We start from the raw sequence: 17691 nt of genomic DNA on the forward strand, positions 1-17691 counted from the left end.
AAGTAGCTTTAATCCCCTACTCTCCAAGACTTAAAGCTACTTTTGTCTACTAAACCCTCCCAAACCCCTTCAATCCAACAACGTGTACATACTCTTGGTTATTGGTGATCTTACGCACTAACTTGTAGGTTGTACCACGTTCTGGGCTGATGTTTTCTGGGGCAGCGATCAGCAATTGCATATCCAAACGCTCGCAGAGTTCAAACAAGGTATTGATAGAAGTTGCGTCTAAACGAGCTGCTTCGTCAAGGAAAAGCAAGCGAGCAGGCAGAATATCTTTAGCACGCATACGGCGAGATTCTTCTTCCCAACTTTGCACCACCATTAACAAGATCGACATACCCGTACCAATCGCTTCTCCTGTCGATAACGCACTACTTTCCGCACGCATCCAACCGTCTGCACCACGGAAGGTTTCAACTTCCAGATCGAGATAATTACGGTAGTCCAATAGCTCTTCGCCAATGGTCTGCGGCGTACGTTGCCCTAGTTCAATATGTGGATTAACACGCTTGTAGAGCATTGCTAACGCTTCTGAGAAACTGAGTTTTTGGTTCTCAAACAGATCGCTATGTTGCTCACGGTCATTTGATAAAGCATTGAGTAAAATCGCGTGTGTATCACGAATGTTTACCACCAAACGCACCCCTTTCACCTGACCGAAGGCAATATTTTGCAAGCCTTGGTTCAGTTGCAAAATACGGTTTTGCTCACGCTGAATGGTTTTACGCAAGATATTTGCCACACTTTCAGAGCTGATCGCCAATTTTTTCTCACGGCTAGTCAGTTCGTTGGTTAAGCGAGATAGCTCAATTTCCATCTGCTCAATCGCATCAATCGGATCGTCCGTTTTAATGATGTCTTGGCGAATACGCTCACGCAAATGTTGGTAAACCAAAATAAAGAACGCCACTTTATTTTCAGGTTTACGGCTATCTTCTGACGCACGCAAGCTATCACGCAAGTATTCGTTATCTGCCACAGCGGTTCGCAACGCCCCAAGGGCTTTATCGGAAATCGAACGCAACTCTTCTGCCGATTGATAAGCAAGCTCACGACGATTTAAGCGTTTTTCTACATCGCTATTACGAGAGAGTTTCAGCACCAAACACCAGCTCACTTTTGCCTGTACCACAATTTCACGTTGAGTATGGTAATCACGCTCTGCTTTACGTACCGCTTTATTAAGATTATCCATTTCCGCTTGAATAACCGCCACTTGCTTATCAATATAAGATTTACGCATACGGTGTTGGCTTAAGCGTTGTTGCAATTCATCACGGCGTATTCTCGCACGCTCTTCTGCTCCATCATCATTGCGGATACCGTATTCGTCCATCTCTTGCAACAATTCTTGAAGCATCTGATTTTTCGCATCAAAGGCACTGCGTAACGACGTTAAAACTTGGTTATATTCGCTAAATTGTGCCGTCGCTTGGCGAAGCTGTTCACGAGCCTGCTCACGCTCACGTTGTGCATTGTCTAAACGTTGGCGAAGCTGTTCGTTAAGAGCCGAACCTTCCGCCCCCACCGTTTCTTGATAGCTGAAGTGCAAACGGCGGTTCATCACATCAGCAAGGGCAAAGACTTTCTGTTGTTGCAATTTTTGTTGCTCAACAGACCGCTTGTAATCCGCTTGTAGCTGTTCAAACTGGGTCGGATCGCTCTTTAACGCCACTGCAATCGGCTCAAGTTGTGCTAACGCATTGCCGAATTGACGGATAAATTGTTCGTCTTCCTGTGCTTCTAGTAGCTGTTCACGACACTCTTCCACACGATCTTGTAAGGTTTCATCGGCAAGAATGTTGAGTTGTGGCAACACTTTATTCAACAGTTGCAACTGTGCTTTGCTGTTTTCCAGCTGGTGACGTAATTGCTGTTCCGTACCGCTTGCTTGATTGAGTTCACGCTCAATTTCAACCCGTTTTTGTGCAATCTCTTGCATTGCCGCTTCAGGATCAGGCTGGAAAGCTAAAGCTAAATGCGTACCGACAAACTGGCTTAAATGTTGGTATAAACGTTGGCATTTCTGCACATCAAAGGCACGTTCTGCGTGTTTTTCTGTCGTTTCATCACGTTCTGCTTTTACTTTCTCAAGCTGTTTCTCACGAGAAGCACGACCAAAGACCGCAAATTCAGAGAACTTAGAGTAACGCCATTGACGGTCAGACAGTTGCACCACCACGCCATCGCCCAGTTCTTCCGATTTAAAGACATTATCGTCAAAGGCATTCGGATCACCTTCGATCAAATAGAGATTTTCAGGACAATCATCAAGTTGCTGTAATTGTGCTTTAACCGCTTCCAAATCACGCACCACAATAGCGTGGCGAGCGTCGCCATAGAGTGCTGAGAAATAAGGTGCATCTTCAATCGACACATCTTCATATAACTCTGAAATCAGCACACCGCCAAATTTTTCCGCCAGCTGATTTAAGCGAATATCTTCCGCACCGTCAGGCTGGCTTAGGCGTGAAATTTGCTCATCTAATAGCTGTTCACGGCGAGCAAGTTCATCACGTTCAAGGGTTGCTTCACGCTCACGGCTTAAGGTATTTTGCATAAACTGCATAACCGCTTGGCTACTGTCAAAGGTTTCGCCACACTGCTCTTGCAAGCGGGCTAATGCCGATTGTGCCGTATGCCACGCAGGTGCAGTTTGTGCAAGTTGTTGATATTGTTGATTTAATTGCTCACGTTGCTGACGTTGTGTTGAACGTACTTCAACAAATTCAGCCAGCTCTGCTTCCAAATCTTCAAGACGAGCTTGTTGCTCTTCATAATAGCTTTCAAGATCTTCTGCATCTTCCAACTCTGCTTGTGCTTTTTGATTAAACTCAGCAAGCAAACGTTCTGCATTATGTTGTTGATGTAAACGCTGTTCTAATTCTGTCAATTTTTGACGCAAAGCCACCGCTTGTTGTGCGTGGGCTTTTTGGCTTGGATACGCACTCAGCAATTCACGGGCAACGCTGTCTGCTTGTAAGCGGTCAGTTTCCCCTGCAATTTTGCAAACAAGTTCATAGGCTTTATCAAACTGGCTTTTCGCCATATCGGACACTGATAAACGCTGTTCAAGCTCAAACACCTTGTCGGTGATTTCGTCAGCTTGAGCCACAAATTCAGCGTGATAATCTTCGACATTGTGTAAATCTAAATTAGCCAGTCCGCTGATCTGTTTCGCTTTTTCTAACGCATTTACCGCTTGCTGATATTGCAATGCTCGAGTTTGCTGTGCGTCCAACGCCTGTTGATAATCCGCCATTTGAGAACGCAATTCTTCAACTTGATCTTCGGCTTCTGTTGCACGAGCTTGAGCCATCTCTTGACGTTCCGCCACTTCTTCCAACGCCATTTGTTGTTCTTCTAGGCGTTCATTTAGCTCTGCAACATCATCTTGATAACGTTCCACTTTTTCTTGATGACGAACCGCATTCATCACTAAATTGAGATGATCGGAAGCACTATTGTACTCGGCTTCAAGACTACTTTCGCCCTGTTCCAGATCTTGCATTTCACGGCTAAATTCAACCAAACGTTGCTGTTCAAGGGTTAATTTAGATTTAGACTGATACCACTCTTGACGCTTTTCAATCGCCTGTTGCACATTGCCACGGCGTTCGTTGGCGTGTCGCATATAGTCTGCCGACACATAATTAGTGGACTCGGTAATCAGCTTTTTGAACATATCCCGATCTGACTGCGTAACCTTGATTGCCTCAAGGGTCATACGGTTTTCACGCAATGCCGACTCCATATCCTGAAAGGCTTGGCGAACGCCAGTATTTTCAGGCAAAAGATAATCACGCAAAGATTTGGTAATAACGCTAGAAATACCGCCGTAAAGGGAAGCCTCAATCAACTTATAGAACTTGCTACGGTCGCCTGATGTGCGTAAACGTTTTGGAATAACGCCAAGATCAAAGAGAAAACTATGATAATCAGTAATCGAATGGTACTGTTTAAATTGCACCTCACTACCATCAAATTTCTCTTTTAGATCATTTAACGCCAGCACTCGTGCATTTTTCTCACCAACCTGCTCAGTTAAAATAGAGATAACCGATTGATTTTCATTGATATTTTGTAATGAAAACGAACGAATATCGACTTTCTTATCACGCCCTGCGATCTGCTGTAAACGCACACCACTAATCACACGTTGTCCACGGGAATTTTCGCTTTCCAACACCGCATAACAAACGCCTGCTTTCAATTTACCGTACAACCCTTTATCACGAGAGCTAGAAGTTGAACCTGCTTCGGTGGTATTACGGAAGTTAAGCAAGGTGAGATCAGGAATTAACGCCGTCACAAACCCAGCCATCGTGGTCGATTTACCCGCCCCGTTACCGCCTGAAAGGGTCGTTACCAGTTCGTCCAAGTCAAAGGTTCGAGCAAAAAAACCGTTCCAGTTGATTAAGGTTAGGGAACGGAATTTGCCACGCACAACAGCATCTTGGCGTTCATTTCGGATAACAGCCGGGGAAATTTGTTCATTATTTTGCAATGTGAAATCCGTGTTTTCCATCAGGATTTTTCCTCTGTTCGATTTAATTCTGTATTAATAATGGTCGCAAGTTGCGTAATTGATGTCGTATTAAGATCAAAGAGTTTTGACGTTCGAGAATAAACTTCAAAATAATCAGGCTTTCCTTCTCTTAAAACTCGTTCCGCATTTAAAGCAAGCTGTGCAACGACAACATCAAAATGCTCTCTTGGTACATACCGAGGCTGAATACCGCTACGTTGTTGTTCTTCTGCTCGCTTTAATGTACTTAGCCAACTGACCTCTTTTGGGCAAGTACAAATCAACACGGCGGTTTTATAGCCTTGCTGCTTAAATAAATTTAGTTCATTTAATGGAATATCGGCGGTACGAAAAGTGCCTTCAATTAACACATTAAAACGGTGCTTAATCGCCTCGTTGCGAATACGCTGTACCATTTTCCCAGTAAATTCAGCCGTATATTTTGCTGCTTCTTTTCCATATTTTTGGTAAATTTCGTGATATTGTTGATGATAGGGGCGAAATTCATCTCCATTGATAATCAATAAATCAAAATTTAACCGCTTACTCATTTCAAGCGTACCAAAAGATTTTCCAGCACCAGGCTGCCTACCTAGAAGAATGACAATAGGCTCTTTCTGGGGTGTAGTGTGATTTTCTGCCATTAAATTTGCCCAAATTTTGGCAAACTTACTTCCTACATCTGCATTAACATCATAATCTTGCATAAGATCGCCCTAGATCAATGGCAAATAATGATATTTATCGCTAATTTGCTTTACCTGCGTTGAAAGCAGTTGAAAATCGAGTGCATCTGGTTCTGAGCGATAAATTTCACTTCTCAATCGGCTTAAATAAATTTGGTCATCATTTAAAGGCAATTCCAGACGTTTACTCAAATCAGCCTGTGCCGTTGCGATTAACTCGATCAAGACATCTTTTTGCATTAAGGTACACATCTACTCTTCCTCACCATTCAATTCTTCTTCATTTGCAAATTCTTCGTCAAAACTGACCGCTTGTTCTTTAATAGCGGTAGGGTTTGTCGCCTCACCATCACGAATTAAACGAAGTTGAGCTTCACGAGGATCGTCCCCTGTTCTCACATCTGCGCCAAAACGGAACACAGACTCCGAAATCACAAATTTTTTGCTGTTTTGATCGCCAACACGAGTAATCATACCCAAACGCCCTAAACGGCGTAATGCACCGCCCACTTTCTCAGCTAACTTCGCTTTGTCTAAATCTGATCCTGTTGAACGTGGATTGATTGCTTTAAGCAACTTGGTTTCGTCCGCCAAATTAAGCAACTCATCGTACACTTCGTCATAGTGGAAAATCCCTTGCTGTGCAAGGCGTTCTGGACTGAGATAGAGATAACACAACACTTTTCCTACCAACATTTCCATTTCAGACATCGCCGAACGAGCAATCAAGGTACTTGCCTTAGGTCGAAGATAGAAAAAGCCTTCAGGCGCACGAATAAGCTCGACGTGATAACGGCGATAAAACTGTTCAAGCTCGCTTTGGTAATCCATCAAAAAAGCGTGTTCATCAAGGGCTTCTAAACTAATATGTCGCCCAGCTCTTAATTGACTGTCAAGTTGCGGAAAAATCGGGTTAGCAATCGCTTCAGCCAATTTGGTTGAGATAAGTTCTTGGGTGTTTGTCATTGTCGTTCTCTATTTTTGTAAAACTTTAATTAAAACTGACCGCTTGTTATTTATTGTATTGGTCAATCACATTCGCCTGTACTTCTGCGCCTTTATCATTAATCGACTGCCATTCTGGGTAAATCGCTTGGCTGTCTTGGCTTGCCATACCGAGTTTAACGGCTTGATCGACAATAATTCGTGCCACATCAAAATGGCGAGAAAGCGGGTACATTGCCAACTGTTCACGCAAAATCGCACCGAGATCAATCGGCTTGCCTTGTTCACGGAATGGGGCGAGATGGGCTTGCATTGTCGCAATAATCTGCTCCTGCACTTGGGTGAGGGACTCATATTCTAGCTCAGTCGGTAGCTCGCCTACGGCTTCCGCTTCATTTAATTCGGTTTCATCATCACGCAGATCCATCAAAGGATCTGCTTTGGCAATGTAAAGTTGCCACGGGCTTTCAAAATAATCTTGAATAGACTGGCGTAAACGTTGCCCAAAAACACGATTTTTATCCATATCAATGGCGGTACGGATAAATTTATGGACGTGGCGGTCATAGCCGATCCAAAGGTCAATTGCCTGCTGTCCCCAACTGATAATACGGTCAAGTTTATTCTGCAAATTCACAATCAACTGATCGACAAAATCCAAATCATCACGCCCAATCAAGCAACTTTGAATACGCAATAATTGGGATTGCAACTTATCCCCTGACGCATTTAATACATCTTGTAGCTCACGCAAATTCCCCGAAGTTTCGTCTAACAATTGCTGACAAGTCGCAATAGCTTCGTGCCAATTTTGGCTTAACAACATTGCAATACGTTCACGGATCTGCTGTTGATTTTCGTCCATCATACGCTGGGAAAGATCAATGCTGTCAAAAATTTCTGCAACCGAGAATTTTAATGGCGCAAACACTTGATTACGCCAGAAACGTTCATCACCGCCTTCTTCTGCTGCATTAGACGCACGCTGAATTTCATCGGCAACAATAGAAAGTTGGATCGATAGACGTAAAGTCGAAAATTCACGTTGGCGAATATAATATTCAGATACGCCTACACCAAGTGGTGTTAAGCGATAAATCGCCAAACCTTCGGTAAATTCGCTCGAAAAACGGTTTAAAAAACGTTGTCTGACAAGATCGTTGATTGCATTATTCGCGCGCTGTGTTTGTGTTGCTTCAGACTGCTCAAAGGCATTTGAAACATGACGGAAAATATCTTGTAAATCGCTTTCAAGCAATTCACCGTCAGTGCGTTCGTTATTATACAGGGCTATCGCCAATAAAAATGCCAAGCGGTCGGAAGAAAGGGAAAGCGAAAATTCTCGCTCTTTTGTCCATAAAATCAGTTCTGGGATCGTTTGTGCTAATTCGTGTTGCATAGGCGATATTATTTAAATATAAAAATAGGCATTATTGTACCTTAATCAGAGCAGAATGGAAAAGACAAGCGGTGAGATTTGTACAATTTATTACAGTTCTCACCGCTTATAGGCTATTAACTAAATTATCTCAATAAATATTGGATCATTAAATCTGCAATATCCACTTTAGTCACCTGCTCAATCATTTCAAGCCCAGGGCTTGCATTGACTTCTAACACCATTATGCCTTGTTGAGAACGGATAAGATCGACACCTGCCACATCTAAGCCGATAGCTTTTGCTGCTTGAACTGCGATTTTTTGTTCTGCATCAGACAGTTGAATGGCTTGGGCGGTGCCACCTCTGTGAATATTGGCTCTAAACTCACCGCTTGCACCAGTGCGTTCCATTGTTGCAACAACTTGCTCACCAATTACAAAAGCTCGAATATCTTGCCCTTTAGCCTCTGCAATAAAGGTTTGTAAGAGGCTTGGTACTTTGGCACTTTTTAATGTTTCAAGTAAACTCAAGGCACTGCTATAGCTTTCTGCCAACATTACGCCTACGCCTTGAGAGCCTGACAGTGTTTTAATAACCGCTGGCAAGCCTGATTGACTTAAACCTTCAGCAACGCTGTAAAGCTCTCCCATTAATAGCGTATCAGGTACTGGAATGCCACAGGCGGCAAGTCGCTGTAGGCTTTGCCATTTGTCACGAGCGAGTGCAAAAGCTGAAGATGAATTTAAAATGGGTATCTGTTTTTGTTCAAAATGCCGTAATACATTACAGCCTATTTCTGTGCTAGTTGTACCAAATCGAGGCAAGATACCTGCATATTCCCCGATTTTTTCGGGTTTTGCTCGAGTTTTGTCGTAGCTTTCCCCAGTTTGATAATAAAGCTCGAACCGCTCTTGCTGCAGTTGTAGCAAGAAGCGGTTTGGATCGAGAATATCCAGTTGGTAGCCATTCTGTTCTGCCGCTTGTTTAAGTCTTTGACAACTATATAAACGAGGATCACAACAGAGAATTAATAATTTTTTAGCATTCATTATGCGTAAGGCTGTAACTCAGGGTTAATTGGTGTGTCTGCGAGGTTGTTTGCATAATTACACAAACTAGCTAGACTAACACCAAGTACCACATCTAGGGCGTTTTGTTGGGTGTAACCTACAGCAAAAAATTCATTAAGTAGCGTTTCGCCAACTTTGCCTTTAGTGTTGATAACAGCGAGCGTAAAGCGTGCAAGGGTATCTAATTTGTTATCTTGAATTGGCGTAGCTTTGCGTAATGCTTGCAGTAATTCGTCAGGCATTTTGATCTGTTTAATGGAAATTGCGGTATGCCCTGCTACGCAGAAACCACAACCATTTGCGACCGCTGCGGTAATTTGTACAACTTCTCTCTCTGTTGGCGTTAAGCTGGTGCGTTGGTTAATTGCCCCGACGGTGCGATAAGTTTCTAATGCGGTAGGTGCATTTGCTAATACTCCGATTAGGTTAGGAATGAAGCCGTTATTATTTTTAACCGCTTGTAATGCTTCTTTTGCTGCTTCAGGTGCAGTGTCGATAGTATGAATTTGAAATTTAGACATAGTGAACCTCTGTAATAAAAAATAAAATCTGTCAAAAATTTGCGATTAATCTACCGCTTGTAAAATGTTTTTTAATTGTATGAGATAGTCTATTACCCCCTTGGAATTACCCCCCCAAAATAGCCCTGAGTGTCAGGGCTAATAGCTACAATTTTTCTAAATAATTTATTCCGCCAAGATTATTAACCTGTCGAATAATCCACTGTTGCCGAGCTCGCATTGTTTGGCTTGGCATTTTAACCCGATAAATCATCGGATTTGGCAAAGAGGCTGCTAATAAGGAAGCCTCGTGTAAACTAAGCTGGCTTGCTGATTTCTTAAAATAATGTTTAGCTGCCGTTTCTACACCAAAGATGCCATCGCCAAATTCAGCAATATTGAGATAGACTTCTAACACTCGCTGTTTATCCCAAAGTAATTCCACTAAAAAGGTCAAAGGCACTTCGATCCCTTTTCTTAGCCAACTTGTTCCGTGCCATAAGTAAAGGTTCTTTACCGTTTGCTGAGAAATAGTGGAAGCACCGCGAGGTTTCTTTTGAGATTTACTATTTCGCTTAATTGCTGCTTCAATCGCATCAAAATCAATCCCAAAATGAATTGGAAATTTTTGATCTTCCCCAGCAATAACCGACATTTGCATTTGCCACGAAATACGATCAAGACTAACCCACTGATATTGAATTTTATATAAGTCCCCTTGTATTAGGTGTTCCACTTTTTTCTGTAGCATATAAGCTGAAAAAGGCACGGGAATTACTGAAAATATCAATGTTAAAGAAACATAGAAAGTTGTGACTGCCACACCAATACGACTAACGCCAAACCAAAGCCAACTTTTTAAAGATAGCATCTGTTTGGGAATAAAAAAGCGGAAAATAGATTGTAGCAAGGATTTTTGCTTAGGTTTTGGTGCCATTCAGTTTTGTATCTATCCACTTTAAAATATCTGGCTCAACAGTTTTTAACATATTTGAACCCCGTGTAATAGTCGCCGCACTAGTATTCAATTGCTGTTGGATTTCACGCTGAGAAATTTGATTTTCGAGCAATGCGCGTACAATTTGCACTCGCAATCCCAACGAAGTTCGTTCGTCTGTTGTCAATAACATCGACAATAATGCATCTGTTTTATCTTCTGCTACCGCTTGTTTTAAAAGGTCAACAAATTGTTGCCATTCTTTTGGATCACGTTGTTGATAAAGGGTTCTCATACTTACTTATCCTGTTAGTACAATAGTACGGTAAGATCTGCAAATCTTACCGCTTTACTCTTTGTTATGCTTATTTTTTACCACGTTGATCGTCTAATTCAGCCCCTTTTGGCATACTAAAACTAAACAGACTTTCAGATAAATGAGCCGTTGAAATGTTGCGTAATACATAGAGATTACTTTGCCCGTCACGTTCAATAGTGCTAAAACCTTTGACTAAGCCACTTGCATCAATACGAATATCAAATTGTTTGATCGCACTTTTTTTCGATTTTGGTTTTAATACAAAATTATCTACATTTTGTGTGACATCATATTGATCCCAATGGCTTTTATCATTGCTTGTTAAAAGTACAAATGGTGTGTTGCTCACAGCATCTTTAACCCAATTTGCCGTTACCTGAGATACAAAAGGATCGTAAAACCACAAAGTTTTGCCATCAGATACAATTAAATTTTCTTGAGGACTTTGGGTGTCCATACGAAATAAGTTCGGACGTTTAACTTGAAACTTCCCTTGCCCTTTTTGAATTTCCTTTCCTTTACTTGAACGAACGGTCTGTTCAAAATCTGCACTGTATTGCATTGCTTTATCTAAACGTTGTTGTAACTCTGCTACAGCTTGAGCATCAGCAAAAGCAAAGCCATTTAATGAGAGAAATGCTAAACCTAGCAACGATTTTTTTAACAAATTTTTCATTGATTTCCCTTTAAATATCTATAGAAAAGTGTCTATTTGACAGCAAAGCCATAAAAAGTTCTTAGAAACGGATACCCGTACCGATTCCTAAGCCAATACCGACTCCATTAGAACCACCACCTGCATTCACTCTTCCACCAAAAGTACAACCTGCGAGCATTAAAATAGAGGCAATCACGAATATTTTTTTCATATTTATCCCTTGTATTAAAAACTATTATAAACTTTCAGCTTCAAAAGATGCGCATTCTACTCTGTTTTAACACTTTAAACCAATTCCAAAGGAGATTTTATGAAACTTTTACATAAACTAAGCTTACTCTTTTTGATAATTTTTCCTATGACTACTCAAGCGAGTCCGTTGAGTATTTCAGAGCAAGAAATCAATCAATATTTGGCTACGCGTTTAGCAGAAAAAGTACCTTTGCAAGATAGTTTAGGTGTACCAAGACTATTTCAACTAGACTATAAATTATCTGATTTATATACAAAGGTGGGACAAACAGATGAAAAGGTTGTTGATATTTCAGGCATCATCGACAGTCTATTACAGATAAAGGGTAAAGAATATCAAGTTAAACTTAATATAAATATGGATACTCTTCCTTTCTATGATATGGAAAAAGGTGCACTATTTCTAAAAAATGTTCGTTTAAAAAATTGGAACGCTACCCCTGAAAAATATCAAAATGAACTTCAGGTGTTTTTACCAATAATTGCTGATGGTCTTACAAATATCTTAAATAGCCACCCTGTTTATACATTAGATGAACGCAAAACAAAAGAATCCCTTGTAAAAAAATTTGGAAAACATATTATTGTTGAAAAAGGACATATTCGTTTAGAAACAAATATTTTTTGATAAAGATCCCTCTTATTTTAAATAAGAGGGATTCTGCATTCTATTCCTTTAAAAAACCTTCCAACAATTCATTTAAAAATAATTTGCCGTGCTGTGTAATCTGCCAATATGTATTGTTTTCTGTGATAAAATTTTTGCTCAATGCCCAATCCATTGTAGCTTGAACCTTTTTCCGATCTAGCCCCGTATATGCCTCAAATTCTGTTTTTGGGGTTGCTTCAAGTAAGCGAAAACGGTTCATAAAAAATTCAAAAGGGCGATCATCATTTTCAATCATCTCTTGATGATAACGATATTCCCCTCGCATATAGCCTTTCGGGTGTTTAGTTTTGCTAAAGCGGTAAATTTCCCCTGTTGGATAACTTATTTTCCCGTGAGCCCCACAGCCAATCGCTAAGTAATCACCAAATCGCCAATAATTCAAATTATGCTGACATTGATAACCCTTTTTGGCATACGCCGAGGTTTCATACTGTTCATAGCCTGCGTCAGTTAAAAGCTGATGCCCTTGTTCAAAAATATCCCAAAGCTCATCATCGTCAGGTAATGTGGGCTGTCGATAGTAAAACATCGTATTCGGCTCAATCGTCAATTGATACCACGAAAGATGTGGTGGATTTAACGCAATACCTTGCCGTAAATCATCAAGAGCCTGAGCAACAGATTGATTTGGCAACCCGTGCATTAAATCTATGTTGAAACTTCTCAAGCCTACTTTTGTTGCATTTTGAGCAAATCTAACCGCTTGCTTCGCTTCATTGCTATCGTGAATACGCCCTAATTTCAATAATTTCTCTGGTTCAAAACTTTGAACACCCATTGAAATACGGTTCACGCCACCTTGTACATACCCGATAAAACGTTCTGCCTCAGCAGTCCCCGGATTAGCCTCTAGGGTAATTTCGCATTCGTGAGAAAAATCTATCCGCTTGCGAATTTCTGCAAGTAAATAATGAATACCTTCAGCGGAAAAAAGACTAGGCGTACCGCCACCAATAAAAATTGAGTGGATCTTGCGATCAGCGATTGCTGTTTTATAGCTTATGAGATCTTGCTCAAGATCATTGAGCAAATGCTGAATATATTCTTGCTCAGGAATAATGCCCTTTTGTGCGTGGGAATTGAAATCACAATAGGGGCATTTTTGTACACACCAAGGGATATGGATGTATAGGCTTAAGGGGGGCTGCATTAAATTCACCATATCTTCCAGTACATAAAATCCAAATAAAAATTCTTACATATAGTACTAGTATAACACCTAAGATATCACAAAGCTTTCCTTATCAATATAAAATCAGTCTCCTTAAAAAATTAGGATGATTGTTCACATATACAATTATGCCTACCCATTTTTAAAATAACCTATTAATTTGATTTACTCTCCAGATAATCTCAAACACCCAACTCTTTAAACAACCGTCTGCAAGCTGTGCCATCTTCTTTAAATAAGCGGCAACGGTTTGGGTTGATACCAATTGACATTTCATCACCTTCTTCAACTAATACGATGTCGTTTTGGCGATAAACAAGGCTTTGTTTGATTGGTGGCATTTCAAGGTAAATTTGGGTTTCGTTTCCAAGTTGCTCCACGACTTTTACTGTTCCTTTAATGCACACTTCACTCTGATCACAAGGTAGTAAATGCTCCGGACGAATACCTAAAGAGATATTGTCGCCGATATTCACACCTGTGTTATCTACTGGGATCCAGAAGTTGAGATGGGTGGAGTCAGGTAATTCAATTTTTACCCCACCTTCTCTTACATCAATCACTTTTACAGGTAAGAAGTTCATTTTTGGTGAACCGATAAAGCCAGCAACAAAGCGGTTGGCTGGGTAGTGATAAAGTTCTAATGGTTTACCAACTTGAGCAACGTTAGTGGTAATTTGTGTATTGTTTCCGAGCGCTTGTAACACCACGATTTTATCGGCAAGGGTCATTGCTTCCACTTGGTCGTGGGTGACATAAATCATTGTTCTACCTAATTTTTTATGCAGTTTGGAAATTTCCACACGCATTTGTACACGAAGGGCTGCATCAAGGTTTGAGAGCGGTTCGTCTAATAAAAACACTTCAGGTTGAGAAACAAGCGTACGACCAATCGCTACACGCTGACGCTGACCGCCAGAGAGTTCCTTCGGTTTACGTTGTAGTAAGTGAGCAAGTTGGAGAATTTCTGCGACTTGATTTACTCGTTGCTCGATTTCTGCTTTCGCTTTACCTGCCAGTTTTAAGCCGAAGGACATATTTTCAGCCACATTCAGATGTGGATAAAGTGCGTAAGACTGGAAAACCATTCCGATATTACGTTGAGCAGGTGGCACATCATTCATTCGGGTATCACCAATAAAGAGATCGCCTGATGTAATATCTTCCAAGCCTGCAATCATACGCAATAGGGTGGATTTACCACAGCCAGATGGGCCTACAAATACGACAAATTCCCCTTCTTTAATATCAAGGTTAATATTGCGTGAGATATGCACATCGCCGTATGATTTATTTACACCAATAATTTTTACATCTGCCATTGTCTTATCCTTTGCCTTAGGGTTACTACTTTTTGACGGGTGCCAAGATTACTTATTTCCTCTTGTCTTGAAATCATACTTTGTGAAAAAATTTTTCACTACCTTGTAAAAAATTTTTTCGCAGAAAAGCAGATTTTTTGTGACTTAGATCACAAATTCATACGCTTTTTTTGTGATCTCTTTCACACTTATTTTAAAAACAATCAAAAATGTGATACAGATCACTAAAAGGATAAGGGGGGAGGATAAGGGGGTATGATGAAGTATGAGAAGAAATCCTCCACTATTCGACTGTCAAAATTTCATTTCACTAAACTGAGGGAAAAACAATGAAAAAATTAACCAAAGCAGCATTAGCGGTATTAGCAGGATTATGTATCGCACAAGGTGTAAATGCAAAATTAGTTGAAGGACAACTCAACATCTGGATCAATGCCGATAAAGGTTATAACGGCTTAGCAGAAGTGGGTAAAAAATTTGAAGCAGAAACAGGGGTAAAAGTTGTTGTTGAACACCCAAGCAAATTAGAAGAATTATTCCCACAGGTTGCGGCAACTGGTGATGGTCCTGATATTGTGATCTTTGCTCACGACCGTTTTGGTGGCTATGCTCAATCAGGCTTATTAGCAGAAGTTCACCCAAGTGCAGAATTCAAAGCAAAATTATCTGATATCGGTTGGGAAGCTACAAAATATAATGGTAAACAGATCGCTTACCCGATTGCCGTTGAGTCGCTCTCATTGATTTATAATAAAGATTTAGTACCAAATCCGCCAAAAACTTGGGAAGAAGTGGAGAAATTAGATAAAGATCTCAAAGCGAAAGGCAAAAATGCGATTATGTGGAACTTAGCAGAACCGTATTTCACTTGGCCAATCATCTCTTCTCAAGGTGCTTATGCGTTTAAAGTGACCGCAAACGGCTATGATGCAAAAGACATCGGTGTAAATAATGAAGCTGCACAAAAAGGCTTACAATTTGTGGTTGATTTAGTGAAGAAAAAAGTGATTAACGCAGACACTGACTACTCTGTGGCTGAAGCTTCTTTCAATAAAGGCGAAACGGCAATGACTATCAATGGTCCGTGGTCTTGGGCAAACATTGAGAAAAGCGGTATTAACTATGGCGTAGCGGTATTACCAACCTTAAACGGTAAAGCAGGTAAACCGTTCGTTGGCGTATTAAGTGCAGCGGTAAATGCATCTAGCCCGAACCAAGACTTAGCGAAAGAGTTCTTAGAAAACCACTTATTAACGGATGCTGGTTTAGAAACCGTGAATAAAGATACACCGTTAGGTGCAGTAGCACTTAAGAGCTACCAAGCAAAATTAGCGGCAGATCCGCGTATTGCGGCAACAATGGCAAATGCGGAAAATGGTGAAATTATGCCAAACATTCCACAAATGAGCCGTTTCTGGTATTCAGAAAAAGCAGCGATTGACAGTGCAATCAACGGTCGCCAATCTGTTAAAGCCGCATTAGATGAAGCACAAGCGAAGATTGAAAAAGAGTAATTTTTAATAAATAAAAAATGTAGGGACACACTGCGTGTGTCCGTTAAATAATCCAAATTAGACGGACACAAGCAGACTAGTGGACACACGCAGTGTGTCCCTACGAGTATCAAGCGGTCACATTCTTCTCATTTTTTGCAATTTCCTCTTCGCAGTACTAAAACAAGGAAAATAAAATGCTAACTTCAACTCATTCCTCGATTTCGTCTGCTCAACTTTGGGGCAAAAGGGCTTTTGTCGGATTACTTTACCTACTTGCTTTTTACTTGGTTTTTACAATTTATCTGCAAGGTGAAATTTTATTTGCATTACTAACCTTAGTCGTAGTGGCTTCAGGTATTTTTGTGTTTAGCTCAGAACGGGCTTATCGCTGGCGTTATCTGTTCCCAGGCATATCCGCAATTGGCATATTTGTAGTCTTTCCACTTGTCTGTACTGTTGTTATCGCTTTTACTAATTACAGCGGTTCAAACCAGCTCGCCTTTGAACGTGTAGTTAATCAATTGCAAAGCCAACGCTATTTTTCGGGCGAACGTTACGATTTCAAATTACTTGAAACAGCGGATAATCAATATCAGCTTGCCCTTGAAAATAAAAATGTGCAAAAAACTTACCTTTCTGCACCGCTTGCACTAGCCGATTTAAAAGGGGAAATCAAATTAGAAGAAGTGGCAACATTGCCAGAAAGCAAAGTTGCACCGTTTAAAACCATTACCCAAAATCGCCAACAACTTCAAACGGTGAATGCGATTTTACCAAGCGAAGAAATGCTCACGATGAGTTCACTTCGTCAATTTTCTCAACAAAGCTACCGCTTTAGCTTTGATGCAGAGAGCCAAATTTTAACCAACCACGAAACCAATGAACGTTATAAACCCAATGATGATGTCGGTTTCTTTGAGCAAATTGATGAGCAAGGTAACTTTACGGGTAAACGTGTTGAGCCGGGTTATACAGTAGCAATTGGCTGGCAAAACTTCGTGAAAATCTTAACGGACGAAGGTGTACAAAAACCCTTTATTCAAATCTTTATTTGGACAGTTACCTTTGCATTCTTAACTGTCGTGTTTACCACATTACTCGGTATGATTTTCGCCTCTCTAGTACAATGGGAAGCGTTAAAAGGCAAAGCGGTTTATCGTTTACTGTTAATCCTGCCTTATGCGGTACCGGGCTTTATCTCTATCCTTGTATTTAAAGGTTTATTTAACCAAAGTTTCGGTGAGATCAACTTAATTTTAAATAACTTATTCGGTATTCGCCCAGAGTGGTTTAATGACCCATTCTTAGCCAAAACAATGTTGTTAATTGTGAATACTTGGTTGGGTTATCCTTATATGATGATTGTTTGTATGGGTTTACTCAAAGCGATCCCAACAGACTTATATGAAGCCTCAGCGATTGATGGTGCATCGGTATGGCAAAACTTCACCAAAATCACAATGCCGTTGTTAATTAAGCCGTTAATGCCATTGATGATTGCAAGTTTTGCCTTCAACTTCAATAACTTCGTGTTAATCCAATTATTAACCCAAGGTCGTCCGTCAATGATCGGAACCAGCACACCGGCAGGACATACCGACTTGTTAGTGAGCTACACCTACCGTATCGCCTTTGAAGGTAGCGGTACGCAAGACTTCGGTTTAGCGGCGGCAATCGCAGTAATCATCTTCTTACTCGTCAGCGGATTAGCGTTGTTCCAAATTCGTTTGACTAAATTACAACAGGATTAAGG

The 17691-nt window shown here is 40.7% G+C and carries 16 protein-coding genes; 3 read left to right on the top strand and 13 right to left on the bottom strand.

What is annotated here, in order from left to right:
* Nucleotides 1-49: 49 nt before the first annotated feature.
* From mukB to B0183_RS12895, 11 genes are all read right to left on the bottom strand, one after another.
* Nucleotides 50-4531: a chromosome partition protein MukB gene (gene mukB, locus B0183_RS00195; RefSeq protein WP_078208151.1), complete on the bottom strand. Its 4482-nt coding sequence runs from the start codon at nt 4529-4531 to the stop codon at nt 50-52.
* The gene (locus tag B0183_RS00200; protein WP_078208152.1) at nt 4531-5238 is read right to left on the bottom strand and encodes a zeta toxin family protein; all 708 of its coding nucleotides are present in this window, start codon (nt 5236-5238) and stop codon (nt 4531-4533) included. The genes mukB and B0183_RS00200 overlap by 1 nt, the downstream gene beginning before the upstream one ends.
* A 9-nt stretch (nt 5239-5247) precedes the next feature.
* Complete coding sequence (locus B0183_RS00205; RefSeq protein ID WP_021118127.1) at nt 5248-5469, bottom strand: hypothetical protein; 222 nt, start codon at nt 5467-5469, stop codon at nt 5248-5250.
* Nucleotides 5470-6183 (bottom strand): chromosome partition protein MukE, encoded by a 714-nt coding sequence (gene mukE, locus B0183_RS00210; RefSeq protein WP_021110624.1) that lies wholly within the window; start codon nt 6181-6183, stop codon nt 5470-5472.
* A 46-nt stretch (nt 6184-6229) separates the two neighbouring features.
* Complete coding sequence (gene mukF, locus B0183_RS00215) at nt 6230-7561, bottom strand: chromosome partition protein MukF (RefSeq protein WP_078208153.1); 1332 nt, start codon at nt 7559-7561, stop codon at nt 6230-6232.
* A gap of 125 nt (nt 7562-7686) precedes the next feature.
* Entirely contained in the window at nt 7687-8592 is a 906-nt protein-coding gene (locus B0183_RS00220; protein WP_071610170.1) for an ATP-grasp domain-containing protein, read from the bottom strand.
* Nucleotides 8592-9134, bottom strand: coding sequence for a carboxymuconolactone decarboxylase family protein (locus B0183_RS00225; RefSeq protein WP_012621633.1), 543 nt, complete (start codon nt 9132-9134; stop codon nt 8592-8594). Before B0183_RS00225 ends, B0183_RS00220 begins: the two co-directional genes overlap by 1 nt.
* 145 nt (nt 9135-9279) lie before the next feature.
* On the bottom strand, nt 9280-10050 hold the full coding sequence (gene mtgA, locus B0183_RS00230) for a monofunctional biosynthetic peptidoglycan transglycosylase (RefSeq protein WP_035490599.1): 771 nt from the start codon (nt 10048-10050) through the stop codon (nt 9280-9282).
* Nucleotides 10034-10345, bottom strand: a complete 312-nt coding sequence (gene trpR, locus B0183_RS00235; protein WP_021109436.1) for a trp operon repressor — start codon at nt 10343-10345, stop codon at nt 10034-10036. Before trpR ends, mtgA begins: the two co-directional genes overlap by 17 nt.
* 70 nt (nt 10346-10415) lie before the next feature.
* On the bottom strand, nt 10416-11045 hold the full coding sequence (gene lolA / locus B0183_RS00240) for an outer membrane lipoprotein chaperone LolA (RefSeq protein ID WP_010785742.1): 630 nt from the start codon (nt 11043-11045) through the stop codon (nt 10416-10418).
* Between the two features lie 61 nt (nt 11046-11106).
* On the bottom strand, nt 11107-11238 hold the full coding sequence (locus B0183_RS12895) for a hypothetical protein (RefSeq protein WP_021109435.1): 132 nt from the start codon (nt 11236-11238) through the stop codon (nt 11107-11109).
* A gap of 99 nt (nt 11239-11337) precedes the next feature.
* Between B0183_RS12895 and B0183_RS00245 the strand changes: the two genes are divergently transcribed.
* On the top strand, nt 11338-11907 hold the full coding sequence (locus B0183_RS00245; RefSeq protein ID WP_021109434.1) for a DUF1439 domain-containing protein: 570 nt from the start codon (nt 11338-11340) through the stop codon (nt 11905-11907).
* 40 nt (nt 11908-11947) lie between these two features.
* Here the strand turns inward: B0183_RS00245 and hemW are convergent, their stop codons facing one another.
* Both hemW and malK read right to left on the bottom strand, forming a co-directional pair.
* A complete protein-coding gene (gene hemW, locus B0183_RS00250) occupies nt 11948-13108 on the bottom strand; it encodes a radical SAM family heme chaperone HemW (protein ID WP_035490616.1) in 1161 nt (386 codons plus the stop codon).
* A gap of 194 nt (nt 13109-13302) precedes the next feature.
* Nucleotides 13303-14442: a maltose/maltodextrin ABC transporter ATP-binding protein MalK gene (malK, locus tag B0183_RS00255; RefSeq protein ID WP_078208154.1), complete on the bottom strand. Its 1140-nt coding sequence runs from the start codon at nt 14440-14442 to the stop codon at nt 13303-13305.
* A 329-nt stretch (nt 14443-14771) separates the two neighbouring features.
* Between malK and malE the strand changes: the two genes are divergently transcribed.
* Together malE and malF are read left to right on the top strand one after the other, a co-directional pair.
* A complete protein-coding gene (gene malE, locus B0183_RS00260; RefSeq protein ID WP_005710817.1) occupies nt 14772-15956 on the top strand; it encodes a maltose/maltodextrin ABC transporter substrate-binding protein MalE in 1185 nt (394 codons plus the stop codon).
* 176 nt (nt 15957-16132) lie between these two features.
* Nucleotides 16133-17689, top strand: coding sequence for a maltose ABC transporter permease MalF (malF, locus tag B0183_RS00265; protein ID WP_035490600.1), 1557 nt, complete (start codon nt 16133-16135; stop codon nt 17687-17689).
* Nucleotides 17690-17691: the final 2 nt, after the last annotated feature.

Origin of the sequence: Glaesserella parasuis (assembly GCF_002015085.1) — a bacterium.
GTDB classification, from domain to species: domain Bacteria; phylum Pseudomonadota; class Gammaproteobacteria; order Enterobacterales; family Pasteurellaceae; genus Glaesserella; species Glaesserella parasuis.